The 20929-nt window shown below is 49.9% G+C and carries 18 protein-coding genes; 10 read left to right on the plus strand and 8 right to left on the minus strand.

Annotated features, from left to right (window positions below):
* Nucleotides 1-101 precede the first annotated feature (101 nt).
* Entirely contained in the window at nucleotides 102-1163 is a 1062-nt protein-coding gene (locus tag D9597_RS07465; protein WP_130214583.1) for an AI-2E family transporter, read from the minus strand.
* Between the two features lie 212 nt (nucleotides 1164-1375).
* On the opposite strand from D9597_RS07465, the gene bepA reads away from it, so the two are divergent.
* Both bepA and arsC read left to right on the plus strand, forming a co-directional pair.
* The gene (gene bepA / locus D9597_RS07470; RefSeq protein ID WP_130222013.1) at nucleotides 1376-2839 is read left to right on the plus strand and encodes a beta-barrel assembly-enhancing protease; all 1464 of its coding nucleotides are present in this window, start codon (nucleotides 1376-1378) and stop codon (nucleotides 2837-2839) included.
* A 20-nt stretch (nucleotides 2840-2859) separates the two neighbouring features.
* On the plus strand, nucleotides 2860-3219 hold the full coding sequence (arsC, locus tag D9597_RS07475; RefSeq protein ID WP_130222014.1) for an arsenate reductase (glutaredoxin): 360 nt from the start codon (nucleotides 2860-2862) through the stop codon (nucleotides 3217-3219).
* Nucleotides 3220-3321: 102 nt separating this feature from the next.
* On the opposite strand, the gene D9597_RS07480 is transcribed toward arsC, so the two are convergent.
* From D9597_RS07480 to upp, 3 genes are all read right to left on the minus strand, one after another.
* Nucleotides 3322-4023 carry a DnaA inactivator Hda gene (locus D9597_RS07480; RefSeq protein WP_074399451.1) on the minus strand — a complete coding sequence of 234 codons (702 nt, stop codon included), beginning with the start codon at nucleotides 4021-4023 and terminating at the stop codon, nucleotides 3322-3324.
* Nucleotides 4024-4118: 95 nt separating this feature from the next.
* Nucleotides 4119-5408, minus strand: coding sequence for a uracil permease (uraA, locus tag D9597_RS07485; protein WP_130214589.1), 1290 nt, complete (start codon nucleotides 5406-5408; stop codon nucleotides 4119-4121).
* An 88-nt stretch (nucleotides 5409-5496) separates the two neighbouring features.
* The gene (upp, locus tag D9597_RS07490) at nucleotides 5497-6123 is read right to left on the minus strand and encodes a uracil phosphoribosyltransferase (protein WP_130207463.1); all 627 of its coding nucleotides are present in this window, start codon (nucleotides 6121-6123) and stop codon (nucleotides 5497-5499) included.
* 313 nt (nucleotides 6124-6436) lie between these two features.
* Here upp and purM point away from each other — a divergent pair, with 313 nt between their 5' ends.
* The 4 genes from purM to ppx all read left to right on the plus strand — a co-directional run bounded on the left by purM (nucleotide 6437) and on the right by ppx (nucleotide 11899).
* Nucleotides 6437-7474 (plus strand): phosphoribosylformylglycinamidine cyclo-ligase, encoded by a 1038-nt coding sequence (purM, locus tag D9597_RS07495; RefSeq protein ID WP_064526256.1) that lies wholly within the window; start codon nucleotides 6437-6439, stop codon nucleotides 7472-7474.
* Nucleotides 7474-8115, plus strand: coding sequence for a phosphoribosylglycinamide formyltransferase (gene purN, locus D9597_RS07500; RefSeq protein ID WP_130222015.1), 642 nt, complete (start codon nucleotides 7474-7476; stop codon nucleotides 8113-8115). Before purM ends, purN begins: the two co-directional genes overlap by 1 nt.
* Nucleotides 8116-8287: 172 nt before the next feature.
* Nucleotides 8288-10354, plus strand: coding sequence for a polyphosphate kinase 1 (gene ppk1, locus D9597_RS07505; protein WP_130207473.1), 2067 nt, complete (start codon nucleotides 8288-8290; stop codon nucleotides 10352-10354).
* Nucleotides 10355-10357: 3 nt separating this feature from the next.
* Nucleotides 10358-11899 (plus strand): exopolyphosphatase, encoded by a 1542-nt coding sequence (ppx, locus tag D9597_RS07510; protein ID WP_130222016.1) that lies wholly within the window; start codon nucleotides 10358-10360, stop codon nucleotides 11897-11899.
* 44 nt (nucleotides 11900-11943) lie between these two features.
* Here the strand turns inward: ppx and D9597_RS07515 are convergent, their stop codons facing one another.
* Together D9597_RS07515 and D9597_RS23090 are read right to left on the minus strand one after the other, a co-directional pair.
* Entirely contained in the window at nucleotides 11944-14187 is a 2244-nt protein-coding gene (locus D9597_RS07515) for a sensor domain-containing phosphodiesterase (protein WP_130222017.1), read from the minus strand.
* Between the two features lie 181 nt (nucleotides 14188-14368).
* Nucleotides 14369-14509, minus strand: a complete 141-nt coding sequence (locus D9597_RS23090; RefSeq protein WP_165383135.1) for a hypothetical protein — start codon at nucleotides 14507-14509, stop codon at nucleotides 14369-14371.
* Nucleotides 14510-14537: 28 nt separating this feature from the next.
* Between D9597_RS23090 and D9597_RS07520 the strand changes: the two genes are divergently transcribed.
* The 3 genes from D9597_RS07520 (at nucleotide 14538) to D9597_RS07530 (ending at nucleotide 16114) form a co-directional block, all read left to right on the plus strand.
* Entirely contained in the window at nucleotides 14538-14729 is a 192-nt protein-coding gene (locus D9597_RS07520; protein WP_165382789.1) for a YfgG family protein, read from the plus strand.
* Between the two features lie 311 nt (nucleotides 14730-15040).
* Nucleotides 15041-15559, plus strand: coding sequence for a glycine zipper 2TM domain-containing protein (locus tag D9597_RS07525; protein ID WP_165383533.1), 519 nt, complete (start codon nucleotides 15041-15043; stop codon nucleotides 15557-15559).
* A 15-nt stretch (nucleotides 15560-15574) separates the two neighbouring features.
* Nucleotides 15575-16114: a DUF5384 family protein gene (locus tag D9597_RS07530; RefSeq protein ID WP_130222019.1), complete on the plus strand. Its 540-nt coding sequence runs from the start codon at nucleotides 15575-15577 to the stop codon at nucleotides 16112-16114.
* A 132-nt stretch (nucleotides 16115-16246) separates the two neighbouring features.
* Here the strand turns inward: D9597_RS07530 and guaA are convergent, their stop codons facing one another.
* Together guaA and guaB are read right to left on the minus strand one after the other, a co-directional pair.
* Nucleotides 16247-17824 carry a glutamine-hydrolyzing GMP synthase gene (gene guaA, locus D9597_RS07535; protein WP_130222020.1) on the minus strand — a complete coding sequence of 526 codons (1578 nt, stop codon included), beginning with the start codon at nucleotides 17822-17824 and terminating at the stop codon, nucleotides 16247-16249.
* 68 nt (nucleotides 17825-17892) lie between these two features.
* Nucleotides 17893-19359 carry an IMP dehydrogenase gene (guaB, locus tag D9597_RS07540; RefSeq protein WP_001296289.1) on the minus strand — a complete coding sequence of 489 codons (1467 nt, stop codon included), beginning with the start codon at nucleotides 19357-19359 and terminating at the stop codon, nucleotides 17893-17895.
* 161 nt (nucleotides 19360-19520) lie between these two features.
* Between guaB and xseA the strand changes: the two genes are divergently transcribed.
* The gene (xseA, locus tag D9597_RS07545) at nucleotides 19521-20897 is read left to right on the plus strand and encodes an exodeoxyribonuclease VII large subunit (RefSeq protein WP_130222021.1); all 1377 of its coding nucleotides are present in this window, start codon (nucleotides 19521-19523) and stop codon (nucleotides 20895-20897) included.
* The last annotated feature ends 32 nt before the right edge of the window (nucleotides 20898-20929 follow it).

Genomic DNA, 20929 nt, shown 5'->3' on the forward strand with positions numbered 1-20929 from the left:
GCTCCATTCCGTGCTGGCTGCGCTTGCGGCCAGCACATTTCACATCCGGTGATGTAAATCACGCCCTGCGACACTCGTTTCAAAGCCCTTTTCGCTGAAGATTACTCTTGCGGGATTTGACCATCCGGCCAGGCATGGATTACTGCTTTGATTAGCGTTGCCAGTGGGATAGCGAAGAATACGCCCCAGAATCCCCACAGCCCGCCGAAAATCACCACCGATAAAATAATCACCAGCGGATGCAGGTTCACGGCTTCAGAGAACAACACCGGTACGAGTAAGTTACCGTCCAGCGCCTGGATAATCAGATACACCGCGAAGCAGCTCCAGAACTCGGTGCCAGCACCAAACTGGAATAGCGCCACGCCGACCACCGGAATGGTCACCACAAATGCGCCAATGTACGGAATAAGCACCGAGAAACCGACCAGCACCGCCAGCAGCAGCGAATAGTTCAGCCCGAAGAGTAAGAATCCCAGCCAGGTGGCGATCCCCACCACGATCATCTCCAGTACCTTGCCACGGATGTAGTTGGTGATTTGCTGGTTCATCTCCTTCCACACCTGCCCTGCCAGTCCACGGTTGCGCGGCAGCACCCGACGAACGGCATTCAGCATTTGCTCTTTGTCTTTCAGCAGGAAGAAGACCATCAATGGCACCAGCACCAGATAGACGGCAATGGTCAGCAAACCGACCAACGAGGCGAGGGAGATTTTCACCACTGAATCGCCCATAGTAAGCATCCGGCTACGCATATTGTCAGCCATCGCATCAATAATGCCCGCGTCCATCAACGCCGGATAGCGGCGCGGCAACGTGGCGGCAAAATCAGAAAGCTTATTGAGCATACCCGGCATATCGCGGATTAAATAAATGCCCTGTTGCCAGGCGATAGGCATGACCACAAATGCCATCAGTAGCAGGATGCCAACAAACAGGACCAACACAATCGACGTCGCCCAACGGCGGGAACAGCCAATAGATTGCAGGCGCACAGTGGGCCATTCCAGCAAATAGGCCAGCACAATAGCCACCAGCAACGGCGCGAGTAATCCACTAAAGAAAAAGATAATGCCAAAACCGGCAACTAAAATAACCAGCAAGGCAATCGCTTCCGGGTCGCTAAAACGGCGGCGATACCATTGCATCAACATTTCGAGCATAAAGACCTTCCCTGAACCTCAAGAGGGGGATTGCGATCCGCAATTGTATCGAAATGTCACAAAAAAGACTTCGCTTTTTATGACGGATTAAGGAAACTGAAAAGCCATTTGAGTGAGCTAATCTTCGTCGTTACACTCAAAGGCGGCGCGGTGGGAACGATATTTCACAGTATCGGTCAAATGACTATCTCCAGAAATACAGGACAGAGGTTATGTTCAGGCAGTTGAAAAAAAACCTGGTTGCTACCCTCATTGCTGCTGTGACCCTCGGTCAGGTAGCCCCGGCGTTTGCCGATAGCGCAGACACCTTGCCGGATATGGGAACCTCCGCAGGAAGCACGCTTTCCATTGGTCAGGAAATGCAGATGGGCGACTATTATGTTCGCCAGTTACGCGGCAGCGCGCCGTTAATTAATGATCCGCTATTAACGCAATACATTAACTCGCTGGGGATGCGTCTGGTTTCGCATGCCAATTCAGTTAAGACGCCATTCCATTTCTTTCTGATCAATAACGACGAAATTAACGCCTTTGCTTTCTTTGGCGGCAACGTAGTGCTGCATTCTGCCCTGTTCCGTTATTCCGATAACGAAAGCCAACTGGCTTCGGTTATGGCGCATGAAATCTCCCACGTCACCCAGCGCCACCTGGCGCGAGCGATGGAAGATCAGCAACGTAGCGCACCACTCACCTGGGTCGGGGCGTTAGGTTCTATTTTACTGGCGATGGCCAGTCCGCAGGCGGGAATGGCAGCGCTGACCGGTACGCTGGCGGGAACACGCCAGGGGATGATCAGCTTCACCCAGCAAAACGAACAGGAAGCAGACCGCATTGGGATTCAGGTGCTGCAACGCTCGGGGTTCGATCCGCAGGCGATGCCGACCTTCCTCGAAAAATTGCTCGATCAGGCGCGTTACTCTTCGCGTCCGCCGGAAATTTTGCTGACTCACCCGTTGCCGGAAAGCCGTCTGGCTGATGCTCGTAACCGTGCTAATCAGATGCGCCCGATGGTGGTGCAATCGTCAGAAGATTTCTATCTGGCGAAAGCGCGTACTCTAGGGATGTACAATTCCGGACGTAATCAGCTCACCAGCGACTTGCTGGATGAATGGGCGAAAGGCAATATTCGTCAGCAACGGGCGGCACAGTATGGCCGTGCTTTACAGGCGATGGAAGCCAATAAATACGACGAGGCGCGTAAAACGCTGCAACCGTTACTGGCGGCAGAACCTGGCAACGCATGGTATCTCGATCTGGCTACCGATATCGATCTTGGGCAAAACAAAGCCAATGAGGCGATCAATCGCCTGAAAAATGCCCGCGATTTACGCACCAGTCCGGTGTTGCAGCTCAACCTGGCAAACGCATATCTGCAAGGCGGTCAACCGCAGGAAGCGGCCAATATTCTGAATCGCTATACTTTTAATAATAAAGATGACAGCAATGGCTGGGATTTGCTGGCACAGGCGGAGGCCGCGCTAAATAACCGCGATCAGGAACTGGCTGCGCGAGCAGAAGGTTATGCGCTGGCCGGGCGACTCGACCAGGCCATTTCTCTGTTAAGTAGCGCAAGTTCGCAGGTGAAATTAGGCAGCCTACAACAAGCGCGTTACGATGCGCGCATCGACCAGTTGCGCCAGTTGCAGGAACGCTTTAAGCCTTATACCAAGATGTAATTCGCATTAAAGGAAGAACCATGACCAAACAGGTAAAAATCTACCACAACCCACGCTGCTCAAAGAGCCGTGAAACGCTAAACCTGCTGAAAGAAAATGGTGTGGAGCCGGAAGTGGTGCTCTATCTTGAGACACCCGCCGATGCGGCAACGCTACGTAATTTGCTGAAAATGTTGGGGATGAATAGCGCCCGTGAACTGATGCGCCAGAAAGAGGATCTTTATAAGGAGCTGAATCTTGCAGACAGTTCGCTTAGCGAAGAAGTGCTGATTCAGGCGATGGTGGATAATCCGAAGCTGATGGAACGCCCGATTGTGGTCGTGAATGGCAAAGCGCGTATTGGTCGCCCACCGGAGCAAGTGCTGGAAATCGTTGGTTAAGATGTACCCTTTCGGTAGCTAAGGTACATTGCCGGATGCGACGCTTGCCGCGTCTTATCCGGCCTACAAATACTACGACGCATCCGACAATAAACACCTTATCTACAACTTCAGAATTTCTTTCACAAACGGAATGGTCAGCTTACGTTGCGCGGTAATCGACGCACGATCCAACTGATCCAGCGTCATAAACAACGTGCGCATTTCTCTGTCGAGCCGCTTCAGCAAGAAACGCCCCACATCTTCCGGCAGTTCAAAACCACGCAAACGGGCGCGTAACTGTAATGCCTGCAATTTGTCTTCATCAGAAAGTGGCTGCAACTTGTAGATCTGCCCCCAGTCGAGACGTGACGCAAGATCCGGTAACCCCAGATTCAACTGACGAGGTGGACGATCACCAGTGATCAGCAACCGTGTTTTACCTGACTCCAGAATCCGATTGTAGAGATCAAAAATCGCCATCTCCCACAACTCATCGCCAGCAATACACTCAATATTGTCGATGCAAACCAGTGACAGTTGCTCCATACCATCGAGCACTTCCGGAACAAACCAGGTGCGTTTATCCAGCGGGACATAACCTACCGCATCGCCACGCTGCGACAATTCCGCGCAAGCCGCGTGCAGCAGATGGCTGCGCCCCGCGCCTTCGCGTGCCCAGAGATAGATGTAACCGCTATGTTCCTGACGCAGCACGTTTTTCATCGCGGCCAGTAAAGAGGAGTTATCCCCCGGCCAGAAACTTGCAAAGGTTTCGTCGTCAGGAAGATAAAGTGGCAAAGAGAGCTGTGCCGGTGTGTTCAGAGATACCTCAACCAGGGATTTCACAAAATCACGAGAAGTTTACCACAGAATTCCATCATGTTTGAACCGGGCAGCATTACTGCCCGGTCGCTACATTATTTTTCTGTTATATCGGCGTCTTCTGCATCCAACACCACTTCTTCCGGACGGATCACGCTAATCAATTTAAAGATCAGGCTTAAGCCAATGCCGACGATGGTCGCCAACGCCATACCTTTCAGCTCTGCCGCACCGATGTTTACCTTCGCGCCGCTGACGCCGATGATCAGGATCACGGAAGTCAGGATCAAGTTCTGTGCTTTGTTGTAGTCCACTTTCGATTCAATAAGTACGCGAATACCAGAAGCGCCGATGACACCGTAAAGCAGCAGCGAAACGCCGCCCATCACCGGCAGTGGGATCATCTGGATAGCAGCAGCCAGTTTACCAACACAGGAGAGTAGAATGGCGAAGATCGCCGCACCACCGATTACCCAGGTACTGTAGACGCGGGTGATCGCCATAACGCCGATGTTTTCCCCGTAGGTAGTGTTTGGCGTGGAACCAAAGAACCCGGAGATAACGGTCGACAGGCCGTTAGCGAACATGGAACGGTGCAGGCCAGGATCGCGCAGCAGATCTTTTTTCACGATGTTAGCCGTTACCACCAGATGCCCCACGTGTTCGGCAATAACCACCAGCGCCGCAGGCAGAATGGTCAAAATGGCAAACCACTCAAAGCGCGGCGTGTACAAGGTCGGCAGAGCAAACCAGTGAGCATTAATAATCGGCGTGGTATCGACAATACCCATTGCGAAGGAGAGCGCGTACCCCACCAACACGCCAATCAAAATCGGGATAATCGCCAGGAAACCGCGGAACAGAACGGAACCTAAAACCGTAACCGCAAGGGTAGTAATGGAGATAATGATGGTTTTGGAATCAGGCGTTTGCCCTTCAGCCGGGAGTAAGCCAGCCATGCCAGCAGCCACGCCCGCCAGCTCCAGACCGATGACAGCAACGATTGCCCCCATTGCCGCTGGAGGAAACAGCACATCCAGCCAGCCAGTCCCTGCTTTCTTCACAATAAAAGAAACCAGACAGAACAGCACGCCGCACATAATAAAGCCGCCCAGCGCGACTTCATAACCCAACGGCAACAGCAATAACACCGGAGAAATAAAGGCAAAGCTCGAACCAAGATAAGCCGGAATTTTCCCTTTACAGATGAAGAGATACAGCAGCGTTCCGATACCGTTAAATAACAGTACGGTCGCCGGGTTGATATGAAATAAGACGGGCACCAGGACGGTTGCACCAAACATGGCGAACAAATGTTGTAAACTAAGCGGGATTGTCTGTAAAAGTGGCGGTCTTTCACTCACCCCGATAGCACGGCGCGTCATAGTATTATCCTCTGTATATTATGTGTTATAGGCGCTTTACTCAAAAAAAAGCCGACTCTTAAAGTCGGCTTTAATTATTTTTTATTCGTTATTTCGTACCAAAGATTTTATCACCAGCATCGCCGAGGCCCGGGATAATGTATCCGTGCTCATTCAGCCCCTGGTCAATCGATGCGGTATACAGCTCGACGTCCGGATGCGCTTTTTCCAGCGCAGCGATACCTTCTGGCGCAGCCACCAGCACCAGCACTTTAATGCTGCTGCAGCCCGCTTTTTTCAGCAGGTCGATGGTCGCGATAACGGAACCACCGGTTGCCAGCATTGGGTCAACGATCAGCGCCATACGCTCATCGATGTTAGAAACCAGTTTCTGGAAGTACGGTACCGGCTCCAGTGTTTCTTCATCACGGTACATACCGACTACGCTGATGCGCGCGCTCGGAACGTTTTCCAGAACACCGTCCATCATCCCCAGACCCGCACGCAGAATTGGCACCACGGTAATTTTCTTACCTTTGATCTGGTCGATTTCTACCGGGCCGTTCCAACCTTCAATAGTGACTTTTTCCGTTTCGAGGTCGGCGGTCGCTTCGTAAGTCAGCAGGCTACCCACTTCGGAAGCGAGTTCGCGAAAGCGCTTGGTGCTGATATCTTGCTCACGCATCAGTCCCAGCTTGTGTTTGACGAGTGGGTGTTTGACTTCCACGATCTTCATACTCTTTCTCCTTTGAGGGCAGCCACAAAAAAAATCGACGGATTATACCGCCTTTTTTTAAGGCGGCAATATAATTTTCGTTGACTTTAGACAAACCAACAACGATTAGATAATAAATTATTTTATATTCAAATGGTTACTAATTACAAATATCGCTCAGAACAATCATTCATTGTCTTTGTTTATGCATCACTTCACTACAATGTAGGCTGAAAAAGGTTATGTAAAGCAGTCTCGCAAACGTTTGCTTTCCCTGTTAGAATTGCGCCGAATTTTATTTTTCTACCGCAAGTAACGCGTGGGGACCCAAGCAGTGACCGATAAAACCTCTCTTAGCTACAAAGATGCCGGTGTTGATATTGACGCGGGTAATGCTCTGGTTGGAAGAATCAAAGGCGTAGTGAAGAAAACGCGTCGTCCGGAAGTCATGGGCGGTCTGGGCGGCTTCGGTGCGCTGTGTGCATTGCCGCAAAAATATCGTGAACCCGTACTGGTTTCTGGCACTGACGGTGTAGGCACCAAGCTGCGTCTGGCGATGGACTTAAAACGTCACGACACCATTGGTATTGATCTGGTCGCCATGTGCGTTAATGACCTGGTGGTGCAAGGCGCGGAACCGCTGTTTTTCCTCGACTATTACGCAACCGGAAAACTGGATGTTGATACCGCTTCAGCGGTGATCAGCGGCATCGCGGAAGGTTGTCTGCAATCGGGCTGTTCACTGGTGGGTGGCGAAACGGCAGAAATGCCGGGGATGTATCACGGCGAAGATTACGATGTCGCTGGCTTCTGCGTTGGCGTGGTAGAAAAATCAGAAATCATCGACGGTTCTAAAGTTAGCGACGGCGATGTGCTCATTGCGCTCGGCTCCAGCGGCCCGCACTCGAACGGTTACTCGCTGGTACGCAAAATTCTCGAAGTCAGCGGTTGCGACCCGCAAACTACAGAGCTGGACGGAAAACCTTTAGCCGATCATCTGCTGGCGCCAACCCGTATTTATGTGAAGTCAGTGCTGGAATTGATTGAAAAGGTTGATGTTCACGCCATTGCGCACCTGACCGGCGGCGGTTTCTGGGAAAACATTCCTCGCGTATTACCTGAAAACACTCAGGCAGTGATTGATGAATCCTCCTGGCAGTGGCCGGAAGTGTTCAACTGGTTGCAAACAGCAGGTAACGTCAGCCGCCATGAAATGTATCGTACCTTCAACTGCGGCGTCGGGATGGTTATCGCCCTGCCTGCTCCGGAAGTGGACAAAGCTCTCGCCCTGCTCAATGCCAACGGTGAAAACGCGTGGAAAATCGGTATCATCAAAGCTTCTGATTCCGAACAACGCGTGGTTATCGAATAATGAATATTGTGGTGCTTATTTCCGGCAACGGAAGTAATTTGCAGGCAATTATTGATGCCTGTAAAACCAACAAAATTAAAGGCACCCTACGGGCAGTTTTCAGCAATAAGGCCGACGCGTTCGGCCTTGAGCGCGCCCGCAAAGCAGGTATCGCAACGCATACGCTTATTGCCAGCCAATTTGACAGTCGGGAAGACTATGATCGGGAGTTGATGCACGAAATCGACGTGTACGCACCCGATGTAGTTGTTCTGGCCGGTTTTATGCGCATTCTCAGCCCAGCGTTTGTTTCCCACTACGCCGGGCGTTTGCTGAACATTCACCCTTCCCTGCTACCAAAATATCCCGGTTTGCATACCCATCGTCAGGCGCTGGAAAATGGCGATGAAGAACACGGTACATCAGTGCATTTCGTCACCGATGAGCTGGACGGCGGCCCGGTGATTTTGCAGGCTAAAGTTCCGGTTTTTGCTGGTGATATGGAAGATGAAATCACCGCTCGCGTGCAAACTCAGGAACATGCTATTTACCCGTTGGTCATTAGCTGGTTTGTTGATGGTCGTCTGAAGATGCATGAAAACGCCGCGTGGCTGGATGATCAGCGTCTTCCACCGCAGGGCTACGCCGCCGACGACGAGTAATCTTCCGCATATTTTAAGCGCCAGCGCTACTGCTGGCGCTTCTCATTTATCCTGTAAATCGCAGGCTTCAGCAGTTTTTTTCCCCCTTTTCTGGCATAGTTGGACATCTGCCAACATTGCTCGCCATAATATCCAGGCAGTGTCCCGTGAATAAAACGGAGTAAAAGTGGTAATGGGTCAGGAAAAGCTATACATCGAGAAAGAGCTCAGTTGGTTATCGTTCAATGAACGCGTGCTTCAGGAAGCGGCGGACAAATCTAACCCGCTGATTGAAAGGATGCGTTTTCTTGGGATCTATTCCAATAACCTTGATGAGTTCTATAAAGTTCGCTTCGCTGAACTGAAGCGACGTATCATTATTAGCGAAGAACAAGGTTCTAACTCTCATTCCCGCCATTTGCTGGGCAAAATTCAATCCCGCGTGCTGAAAGCCGATCAGGAATTTGACGGCCTTTACAATGAACTGCTACTGGAGATGGCGCGTAACCAGATCTTCCTGATTAATGAACGCCAACTCTCCGTTAATCAACAAAACTGGCTGCGTCATTATTTTAAGCAGTATCTGCGCCAGCACATTACGCCGATTTTAATCAATCCTGACACTGACTTAGTGCAGTTTCTGAAAGATGATTATACCTATCTGGCGGTGGAGATTATTCGTGGCGATACCATCCGTTACGCGCTGCTGGAGATCCCATCGGATAAAGTTCCGCGCTTTGTGAATTTGCCGCCGGAAGCACCACGTCGACGCAAGCCAATGATTTTGTTGGATAACATTCTGCGTTACTGCCTTGATGATATCTTCAAAGGCTTCTTTGATTATGACGCGCTGAATGCCTATTCGATGAAGATGACCCGCGACGCCGAATACGATTTAGTACACGAGATGGAAGCCAGCCTGATGGAGCTGATGTCTTCCAGTCTGAAACAGCGTTTAACCGCAGAGCCAGTACGTTTTGTTTATCAGCGTGATATGCCTAACGCGCTGGTTGAAGTGTTGCGTGAGAAACTGACTATTTCTCGTTACGACTCTATCGTCCCTGGCGGCCGTTACCACAATTTCAAAGACTTTATTAATTTCCCTAATGTCGGCAAAGCGAATCTGGTTAACAAACCACTGCCGCGTTTACGCCATATCTGGTTTGATAAAGCCCAGTTCCGCAACGGTTTTGATGCCATTCGCGAACGCGATGTTCTGCTCTATTACCCTTATCACACCTTTGAGCACGTACTGGAACTGTTGCGTCAGGCCTCGTTCGATCCGAGCGTGCTGGCGATTAAAATCAACATTTACCGTGTGGCAAAAGATTCACGCATCATCGACTCGATGATCCACGCTGCGCACAACGGCAAGAAAGTGACCGTGGTGGTTGAGCTACAGGCACGTTTTGACGAAGAAGCTAACATTCATTGGGCGAAGCGACTAACCGAAGCTGGCGTGCACGTTATCTTCTCTGCGCCGGGGCTGAAAATTCACGCCAAACTGTTCCTGATTTCACGTAAAGAAAACGGTGAAGTCGTGCGTTACGCGCATATTGGGACCGGGAACTTTAACGAAAAAACCGCACGTCTTTATACCGACTATTCGCTGCTGACCGCCGATGCGCGCATCACCAACGAAGTGCGGCGGGTGTTCAACTTTATTGAAAACCCATACCGTCCGGTGACATTTGATTATTTAATGGTGTCGCCGCAAAACTCCCGCCGTCTGTTGTATGAAATGGTGGATCGCGAGATCGCCAACGCACAACAAGGGCTGCCCAGCGGTATTACTCTGAAACTGAATAACCTGGTCGATAAAGGACTAGTCGATCGTCTGTATGCGGCATCCAGTTCCGGCGTGCCGGTAAATCTGCTGGTACGCGGGATGTGTTCGCTGATCCCCAATCTGGAAGGCATTAGCGACAATATTCGTGCTATCAGCATTGTTGACCGTTACCTTGAACATGATCGGGTCTATATTTTTGAAAATGGTGGCGATAAAAAGGTTTACCTTTCTTCCGCCGACTGGATGACGCGCAACATTGATTATCGTATTGAAGTGGCTACGCCGCTGCTCGACCCGCGGCTGAAGCAGCGGGTACTGGATATCGTAGATATTCTGTTCAGCGATACGGTGAAAGCACGTTATATCGATAAAGAACTCAGTAATCGCTACGTTCCCCGCGGTAATCGCCGGAAAGTTCGGGCGCAGTTGGCGATCTACGACTACATAAAATCACTCGAACAACCAGAATAACCTATGCCAATACACGACAAATCCCCTCGCCCGCAGGAGTTTGCTGCGGTCGATCTTGGTTCAAACAGTTTCCACATGGTTATTGCCCGTGTGGTGGATGGCGCCATGCAGATTATTGGCCGCCTGAAACAACGGGTACACCTGGCAGATGGTCTGGGGCCAGATAATATGTTGAGTGAGGAGGCGATGACGCGCGGTTTAAGCTGTCTGTCGCTGTTTGCCGAACGCTTGCAAGGTTTCTCTCCCTCTAGTGTTTGCATTGTCGGGACACATACACTGCGTCAGGCGCTGAACGCTACTGATTTTCTGAAACGCGCCGAAAAGGTTATTCCCTATCCGATTGAAATTATTTCCGGCAACGAAGAAGCTCGTCTGATTTTTATGGGTGTGGAACATACCCAGCCGGAAAAAGGTCGCAAACTGGTTATTGATATTGGCGGCGGCTCAACGGAGCTGGTAATTGGAGAAAATTTCGAACCGATTCTCGTCGAAAGCCGCCGGATGGGTTGCGTTAGCTTTGCCCAGCTTTATTTTCCGGGCGGGGTCATCAATAAAGAGCATTTTCAGCGCGCACGCATGGCGGCTGCACAAAAACTGGAAACATTAACCTGGCAATTCCGTATTCAGGGCTGGAACGTTGCAATGGGAGCTTCCGGCACGATTAAAGCCGCCCATGAAGTGTTGCTGGAAATGGGCGAGAAAGACGGCATCATTACACCAGAGCGCCTCGATAAACTGGTGAAAGAAGTATTGCGTCATCGTAATTTCTCGGCGTTAAGTTTGCCGGGTCTGTCGGAAGAACGGAAAACGGTTTTTGTTCCTGGTCTGGCGATTTTGTGTGGTGTATTTGATGCCTTAGCCATTCGTGAACTGCGGCTTTCTGACGGGGCGCTGCGTGAAGGCGTTTTGTATGAAATGGAAGGACGTTTTCGTCATCAGGATGTGCGTAGCCGCACCGCCAGCAGCCTGGCCAACCAGTATCACATTGACAGTGAACAGGCCCGACGGGTGCTCGACACAACTATGCAAATGTACGAACAATGGCGGGAACAGCAACCGAAGCTGGCGCATCCACAACTGGAAGCATTACTGCGCTGGGCCGCCATGCTGCATGAAGTCGGACTAAGCATTAATCATAGCGGCCTTCATCGCCATTCGGCGTATATCCTGCAAAACAGCGACTTGCCAGGATTTAATCAGGAACAACAACTGATGATGGCGACGCTGGTGCGTTATCATCGTAAAGCGATTAAGCTCGACGATCTGCCGCGCTTTACGCTGTTTAAGAAAAAACAGTTCCTGCCGTTAATTCAACTGTTGCGCCTTGGCGTATTACTTAACAATCAACGTCAGGCAACCACGACACCGCCGACATTGACTCTTATTACTGATGACAGCCACTGGACGCTACGTTTTCCACATGACTGGTTTAGCCAAAACGCGCTGGTATTGCTTGATCTGGAAAAGGAGCAAGAATACTGGGAAGGCGTGAGTGGCTGGCGGTTAAAAATTGAAGAAGAAAGCACGCCGGAAATCGCGGCTTAATATGAAATGAAAACGGGCCAACCTGTTGTGTTGGCCCAAATGAATTACGCGCTTTCTCGAACAGGTTCTCTTTCAGCCGTAATCGCAATTAACGGCTGCGGTTCACCAATCAAAGAGCCTTGCAGGTAATCAATACCCAAAGAGTGTACGGCTTTGCGAATCTCTTCATTTTCAACATACTCCGCAACCACTTGCATTTTCTTCATTCGTGCCAGATGACAAATCGATGCCACTATCTGGTAATCCAGGCTATTCGAGGCAATATTACGGATGAAGCTGCCATCAATTTTTAATAAATTGGCATTCACATTTTTTAGCCGTGCATAGCTTGCGTATCCGGTACCGAAATCATCAATAGCAATCTGGCATCCTAACTCCTGCAGATGTTGTAACGTGTTCTGTGCCTGCTTAACATTGGTAAGGGCATTACTTTCGGTGACTTCAAAGATAAGCTGCCACGCCTCTATTTGGTATTTCGCCAATAACTTACTCATTTTAACAGGAAAGCGAGCCTGACAAACTGAAGTTGGCGACAAATTAATCGCAAATCGTTGGGCGGGCATTTTCTCTTTATTTTCCCCCATAAACTGCAATGTATGTTCGATGACCCACATGTCGATACTGGACGATAAACCAAATTCATGTGCAACCGGCAAGAAATTATCAGGATTGATGAGTTCATCATTCTCCCCTCTCATACGCAGCAAAATTTCATGATAGACATCGCCGCGCACTCCAATAATTGGCTGGGCCATAAGGCAAAAATCGTCGTGCTCAAGCGCCTGCTGGAGCCGATTCATCATTGCCACTTTGTCTTTTAATTCTCGTTGCAGATACATTGCTCCGCGACGCTGCATATTTTCCGGGGCATTAGTCACTATAGAGAGTTCAGCAACCGTACTTAGCTCACCTAACAGCAAATAAATATGATTCACTGGCGAACGGACATAGCAATAACTGACACCAATCTGTGGTTGCAATGGCATATCATCCCAAAAGAAACGAAACTGCTTAAGATGGTTATCCAATGCGATAATGCGCTCCTGGTGAGACTCTGTATTCAATCGCAGCGCGAGATCATTGCCAGAAAGCTGATAAACGTCTTCTCCGGGTTCCAGTAAAGGTGCCAGCCAATGTGAAAGCTTTTGTTTGTATTGGATACGCAACATGATGCCATAGTTCTTTACCAGCATTTCCATACCGGGAATGCGTAAATAACATAGCGCGGACCAGGGCGCATCACGCAGCGCGCGATTCAAAGCGCGGATATTCGGCAGATGAACAACCGGGTCCACGTAAGCCAGTCGCTGAATGCGTCTGGTCACCGCTCGTTGACGCGTTGCCAGAACAGCCATGTAATTGACGATAAAAGAAAATACCAGATAGCTGGAGGAGGTTATGGTTAGTTGAGTGGTATACCCATGATAAAGGGGAATATAATTCTGGTAGCTATGAATACTGATCATCAGCACTATTGCCCAGAGCAACGAGATCAGCTTGTAGCCATAACGCATCGCTCCCCACATCATCAGCGGCAGCAATAACGACAAGGTATAGTTGGTGCTGAAAATTGTGCTTTTTTCATTTAAAGGCATACATAGCAGAAATAACAATGCGCCCAGAGCAAGCAACCACAGCGCGAACTCTTTTTTTGTAACTTTACTGTCAATCTGTTGTTTTAATTGAGAATAATAACTTCGTAAATAAAATGGATTTCGTACAGAACGAATGATGAAGTAGCAAAGCGGGACGCCTATCAGATTACCCACCAGCAAGGCCTGGTAATTGATTAAGGTTCCCAGATTTAAGGGCATGACGCCAACCAGATTTGTTCTGCTCGCCAGTAAACCTACAAACGCAGCAAACTGGAAGAGCACCAGAAACAACGTTGCAGGGAAAACAATCTGCCAAAAAATGCGCTGGGAAATTAAGCGGGTATCACCATGTGAAACGTTGTTACGCCGGGGCGTAAACACCTTATAGCCCCCCCAACAAAGAATAATAATGATAATGAAATTAACCGTTAACGAGAGCGTTTCATAAAAACCAAGTTCGGCATACTTACGAACAAAAATCCCTAAAGCAATACCTGGTAATGCTGCCCAGCTAAAAAACATCATCATGCTGATCATCAGCGCAAGCGGCAGATAAAAGAGAAAAACTTCACCAGAAGAAATATGTGCGAAAGTATTTATATGGGCGAAAAAAGGCAAGATTATAGACGGCAGGATCAGCGGAAGCCCCCACCATTTATCACGTATATTTATATAAGTTGCATTCAATTTCATAGATGCTCAGCAGAACCCCCTACATCCTGAAAGGGTGTATTCAGACAGGCATCCCACCTGACTTCGATGGATGATTATTCATCGCTATTAAGGAGCATTGATTTTAAGTGTCATATGAAAGTTCCAATTGATATATATCAAACAAAATTACCCTAATTAATGAATTATTACGTTTATAATGTTAGCTCGTCATTATTACATCATTGTTGTAAATAATTAAATTAACTTCCATAACATTAAAACATGTATCAGCTAACGCTTTTTTACATAATGAACAATTGACCATTGCGTCTGGGTATGCCTTAATGTAAGTACCGTCCATGATATGGACATACCTTGAGGAACCCTTTGTGAGTCAGCCAACCAGTATGCGAAAACGACACCGATTTAACAGTCGCATGACTCGTATCGTATTGCTTATCAGCTTTCTCTTCTTCTTTGGCCGCTTTATCTACTCGTCCGTTGGCGCCTGGCAGCATCATCAGAGCAAAAAAGAAGCTCAGCAATCCACACTCTCTATCGAATCCCCGGTACAACGTTAGCGATTACCTTCGTCACCTTTACTGAACAAGACGGCTCAATGCTGTCAGACACGGTTGCTCTTTGTTGTTATCAAAGCGGCAGGCATTTATTTATCTAAATTTTACCTCTTTGTCCTGATTTCGAATCATTCTGCAATAAGATGCAATGTATATTAGACATAATATATATGTTTTTATTATGCGTTAACGCGTATTTATTTACTCAATGAATTCAAATAAATTTAATCTATTCCTCCATAGTCTATACATTTACTTTCCTCTTTCGATGATCTTAAATGTCTTGTTTTTCGTAAAGTCTATAACAAGGAATAGTGATGAAATTTAAAAAATGTCTTCTGCCTGTGGCAATTTTAGCGTCATCCATGTTGGCAGGATGCCAATCAAATGCTGACGATCATGCCGCCGATGTTTATCAAACTGATCAACTGAATACCAAACAAGAAACCAAAACCGTTAATATCATTTCCATTCTACCTGCAAAAGTAGCGGTAGATAATTCGGAAAATAAAAGGGCAGCACAGACGTTTGGCGCACTGATTGGTGCTGTCGCTGGCGGTGTGATTGGACATAACGTAGGGTCTGGCAGCAATTCAGGTACTACTGCGGGTGCAGTTGGCGGCGGTGCCGTAGGTGCGGCTGCAGGTTCTATGGTGGATGATAAGACGTTAGTGGAAGGGGTTTCGTTAACCTATAAAGAAGGGACCAAGGTGTATACCTCTACTCAAGTGGGTAAAGAGTGTCAGTTCACAACGGGTTTAGCCGTTGTTATTACCACTACGTATAACGAAACACGCATTCAGCCAAACACAAAATGTCCTGAAAAAAGATAACAATCAGGAGGACTCATGAAGAAAGTTTTTCTTTGCGCCATTTTAGCCGCTGTTAGTAGCTCGGCTTTCGCCTCTTCATTACAGGATCAGCTTTCAGCTGTCGCTGAAGCTGAACAGCAAGGTAAAAATGAAGAGCAAAGACAGCATGACGAATGGGTAGCAGAGCGCAACAGGGAAATTCAGCAAGAGAAACAACGGAGTGCAAACGCTCAGGCCGCCGCCAATAAAAGAGCGGCGGCAGCAGCAGCGGATAAGAAAGCTCGCCAGGATAAACTGGACGCCGAAGCCACTGCGGATAAAAAACGCGATCAAAGTTATGAAGATGAGCTGCGCAGTTTAGAGATTCAGAAACAAAAACTAGCGCTGGCGAAAGAAGAAGCCCGCGTTAAGCGCGAGAACGAATTTATCGATCAGGAGCTGAAGCACAAAGCCGCGCAAACTGATGTCGTGCAATCTGAAGCTGACGCTAACAGGAATGTGACAGAAGGTGGTCGCGATTTGATGAAAAGCGTGGGTAAAGCAGAAGAGAATAAATCGGACAGTTGGTTTAATTAATCGATGTCAGTCACTTCAAGCCTATGATTCGTGGGGATTATAGGCTTTTTTATATTGTTGACTTTAGTCAGCAATATAAAAAACCCTCTGTAGCAACAGAGGGTTTTGTTCATTCATAGTGCAGGAATTAAATCATTCCCACTCAATAGTCGCTGGCGGCTTGCCGCTAATGTCATACACCACGCGGGAAATACCGTTCACTTCATTGATAATGCGGTTGGAAACGCGGCCGAGGAAGTCGTACGGCAGGTGCGCCCAGTGTGCGGTCATAAAGTCGATGGTTTCGACAGCACGCAGAGAGACAACCCAGTCATACTTACGACCATCGCCCATTACGCCAACGGAACGTACTGGCAGGAAGACGGTGAACGCCTGGCTGACTTTGTCGTACAGGTCCGCTTTACGCAGTTCTTCAATGAAGATGGCGTCAGCACGGCGCAGCAGGTCACAGTACTCTTTCTTCACTTCGCCCAGCACACGAACGCCAAGGCCCGGCCCCGGGAACGGGTGACGGTACAGCATGTCGTACGGCAGGCCCAGCTCCAGACCAATCTTACGCACTTCGTCTTTGAACAGCTCTTTCAGCGGTTCAACCAGGCCCATCTTCATCTCTTTCGGCAGGCCACCCACGTTGTGGTGAGATTTGATGACGTGTGCTTTACCGGTTGCAGACGCGGCAGATTCGATAACGTCAGGATAGATAGTCCCCTGCGCCAGCCACTTCACATCTTCCAGTTTCAGCGCTTCTTCATCGAATACTTCAACGAAAACGCGACCGATGATTTTACGTTTTGCTTCTGGATCGTTTTCTCCAGCCAGCGCTGACAGGAAGCGATCTTCTGCCGGAACGTGAACAATGTTCAGCCCAAAGTGATCGCCAAACATATCCAGAACCTGCTCTGCTTCATTGAGACGCAGCAGGCCGTTGTCGACGAATACGCAAGTCAGGTTTTTACCGATAGCGCGGTGCAGCAGCATTGCGGTTACGGAGGAATCCACGCCACCAGAGAGGCCGAGGATTACTTTATCGTCGCCCACCTGCTCGCGAATGCGGGCTACGGCGTCGTCGATAATTTTTGCTGGCGTCCACAGGGCTTCACACTGACAGATATCCAGTACAAAACGCTCCAGCATGCGCATACCCTGGCGGGTGTGAGTCACTTCCGGGTGGAACTGCACGCCGTAGAAGCGTTTTTCTTCGTTAGCCATAATGGCAAACGGGCAGCTTTCGGTGCTGGCTACGGTGACGAAGTCGGACGGGATAGCGGTAACTTTATCGCCGTGGCTCATCCAGACATCGAGCAGCGGTTTACCGTCTGCGGTCAGCGCATCTTCGATACCGCGAACCAGTGCGCTGTCGTTTACGACTTCAACCTGCGCGTAGCCAAATTCACGTTCGTTAGAGGCTTCAACGTGACCGCCCAACTGCATTGCCATGGTCTGCATGCCATAGCAAACGCCGAATACCGGTACGCCTGCTTCAAAGACATACTGCGGCGCACGCGGACTGTTTTCTTCAGTAGTACTTTCCGGGCCGCCGGAAAGAATAATGCCGCTTGGATTGAAGTCACGAATTTGTGCTTCTGTCACATCCCACGCCCACAGTTCGCAGTAAACACCCAGCTCACGCACGCGGCGCGCAACCAGTTGAGTGTACTGAGAACCGAAGTCCAGAATGAGGATGCGATGCTTATGAATGTTTTCCGTCATTGACGCTTATTCCGAGGCAAGTGAAACAGATAATATAAATCGCCCGACATGAAGTCGGGCGAAGAGAATCAGGAGCCCAGACGGTAGTTCGGGGACTCTTTGGTGATGGTCACGTCGTGAACGTGGCTTTCCTGAATACCCGCACCGCTGATACGTACAAACTCCGCTTTAGTACGCAGTTCGTCGATAGTACCACAGCCAGTCAGGCCCATACAGGAGCGCAGGCCGCCCATCTGCTGGTGAATGATCTCTTTCAGACGACCTTTGTAGGCTACGCGACCTTCGATACCTTCCGGAACCAGTTTGTCGGCAGCGTTGTCGCTCTGGAAGTAACGGTCAGAGGAACCTTTGGACATCGCGCCCAGAGAACCCATCCCACGGTAAGATTTGTAAGAACGGCCCTGGTAGAGTTCGATTTCACCTGGAGATTCTTCAGTACCCGCCAGCATAGAACCTACCATCACCGCGCTTGCACCAGCGGCGATGGCTTTCGCGATATCGCCGGAGAAGCGAATACCACCGTCAGCAATAACCGGAATACCGGTGCCTTCCAGCGCTTCAACTGCGTCAGCAACGGCAGTGATCTGCGGAACACCGACACCAGTAACAATACGAGTCGTACAGATAGATCCAGGGCCGATACCCACTTTAACCGCGCTGCAACCTGCTTCTGCCAGAGCGCGTGCGCCCGCAGCTGTTGCCACGTTGCCGCCGATGATTTGCAGATCCGGATATTTAGCACGAGTTTCACGGATACGCTGCAGAACGCCTTCAGAGTGACCGTGAGAGGAGTCGATCAGCAGAACGTCAACGCCTGCGGCAACCAGCGCATCAACACGCTCTTCGTTACCCGCACCTGCGCCAACCGCAGCACCAACACGCAGACGACCTTGTTCGTCTTTACAGGCGTTCGGTTTACGTTCTGCTTTCTGGAAATCTTTCACGGTGATCATGCCGATCAGGTGGAATTCATCATCAACCACCAGCGCCTTTTCAACGCGTTTTTCGTGCATTTTTGCCAGCACAACTTCACGGGCTTCGCCTTCACGCACAGTTACCAGACGCTCTTTCGGCGTCATGTAAACGCTAACCGGCTGGCTCAGGTCGGTCACAAAACGCACGTCACGACCAGTGATGATACCGACCAGTTCGTTTTCTTCGGTAACAACCGGGTAGCCCGCAAAACCGTTACGTTCAGTCAGTTCTTTCACTTCGCGCAGCGTCGTGGTTGGCAGAACAGTCTGCGGGTCAGTCACCACACCAGATTCGTGTTTTTTCACACGGCGAACTTCTTCAGCCTGGCGTTCAATGGACATGTTTTTGTGGATAAAGCCGATACCGCCTTCCTGAGCCAGAGCAATAGCCAGGCGCGCTTCCGTTACGGTATCCATTGCTGCGGAAAGCATAGGGATATTCAGACGAATGGTTTTCGTCAGCTGGGTGCTGAGGTCAGCAGTATTCGGCAGAACGGTAGAATGAGCAGGAACGAGGAGAACGTCGTCAAACGTCAGAGCTTCTTTAGCGATACGTAGCATGGGCAATATCTCGACCAGAGTGGTTAATAAATATTGCCGCGGCATTATACAGAGCGTAACCGATTGCATCTACCCCTTTTTGCAAATAATGCTTGCGCTCCCCGGTCAGCACGTTACTATCGATTGAATAACCTGCTGATTTAGAATTTGATCTCGCTCACATGTTACCATCTCAATCCCCCGCAATTTTTACGGTTAGTCGCCTGAATCAGACCGTCCGTTTGCTGCTTGAGCAGGAGATGGGGCAAGTGTGGATCAGCGGCGAAATTTCTAATTTCACGCAACCGGCTTCCGGTCATTGGTACTTTACGCTTAAAGACGATACCGCCCAGGTACGCTGCGCGATGTTCCGCAACAGCAACCGCCGGGTCACCTTTCGCCCGCAGCACGGGCAACAAGTTTTAGTTCGCGCAAATATTACGCTCTACGAGCCGCGCGGCGACTACCAGATAATCGTCGAGAGTATGCAGCCTGCCGGTGAAGGGTTGCTGCAACAGAAGTATGAACAGCTCAAAGCGAAATTGCAGGCTGAAGGTTTGTTCGATCTGCAATACAAAAAATCACTCCCCTCCCCTGCGCATTGCGTTGGTGTGATCACCTCAAAAACCGGTGCTGCGCTACATGATATTTTGCATGTGTTAAAACGCCGCGATCCGTCTCTGCCGGTGATCATCTACCCCACTGCCGTTCAGGGCGATGATGCGCCGGGGCAAATTGTTCGCGCCATTGAACTAGCGAATAAGCGCAACGAGTGCGATGTGTTGATCGTCGGGCGCGGCGGTGGTTCGCTGGAAGATTTATGGAGCTTTAACGACGAGCGCGTGGCGCGGGCGATTTTTGCCAGCCGCATTCCGGTCGTCAGCGCCGTCGGGCATGAAACCGATGTGACGATTGCCGACTTTGTTGCTGATCTACGTGCGCCAACGCCGTCGGCTGCCGCCGAAGTGGTGAGCCGCAATCAACAAGAGTTACTGCGCCAGGTGCAATCGGCCCGTCAACGGCTGGAGATGGCGATGGATTATTATCTCGCCAACCGCACGCGTCGCTTTACGCAGATTCATCACCGATTACAGCAACAGCATCCGCAGCTCCGGCTGGCACGCCAGCAAACCATGCTTGAGCGCCTGCAAAAACGGATGAGCTTTGCGCTGGAAAATCAGCTTAAGCGTGCCGGGCAGCAACAGGTGCGATTAACACAGCGGCTGAATCAACAAAATCCACAGTCGCAGATTCATCGCGCGCAAACGCGTATTCAGCAACTGGAATATCGTCTGGCTGAAACCCTGCGCGCACAGCTTAGCGCCACGCGTGAACGTTTCGGTAATGCGGTGACGCATCTGGAAGCGGTTAGCCCACTGTCAACGCTGGCACGCGGTTATAGCGTCACCAGCGCCGCAGATGGCGCGGTGTTAAAGCAGGTGAAACAGGTAAAAGCGGGCGATACGATGACCACGCGTTTAAATGATGGCATTGTGGTAAGCGTAGTGAGCGACGTGACGAAAACCCGCAAGCCACGCAAAAAAACGGCTAATCCGTAGGTCGGACAAGATGCGCCAACATCGCATCTGGC

Origin of the sequence: Escherichia sp. E13S3, from assembly GCF_004212325.1 — a bacterium.
Classification (GTDB): domain Bacteria; phylum Pseudomonadota; class Gammaproteobacteria; order Enterobacterales; family Enterobacteriaceae; genus Escherichia.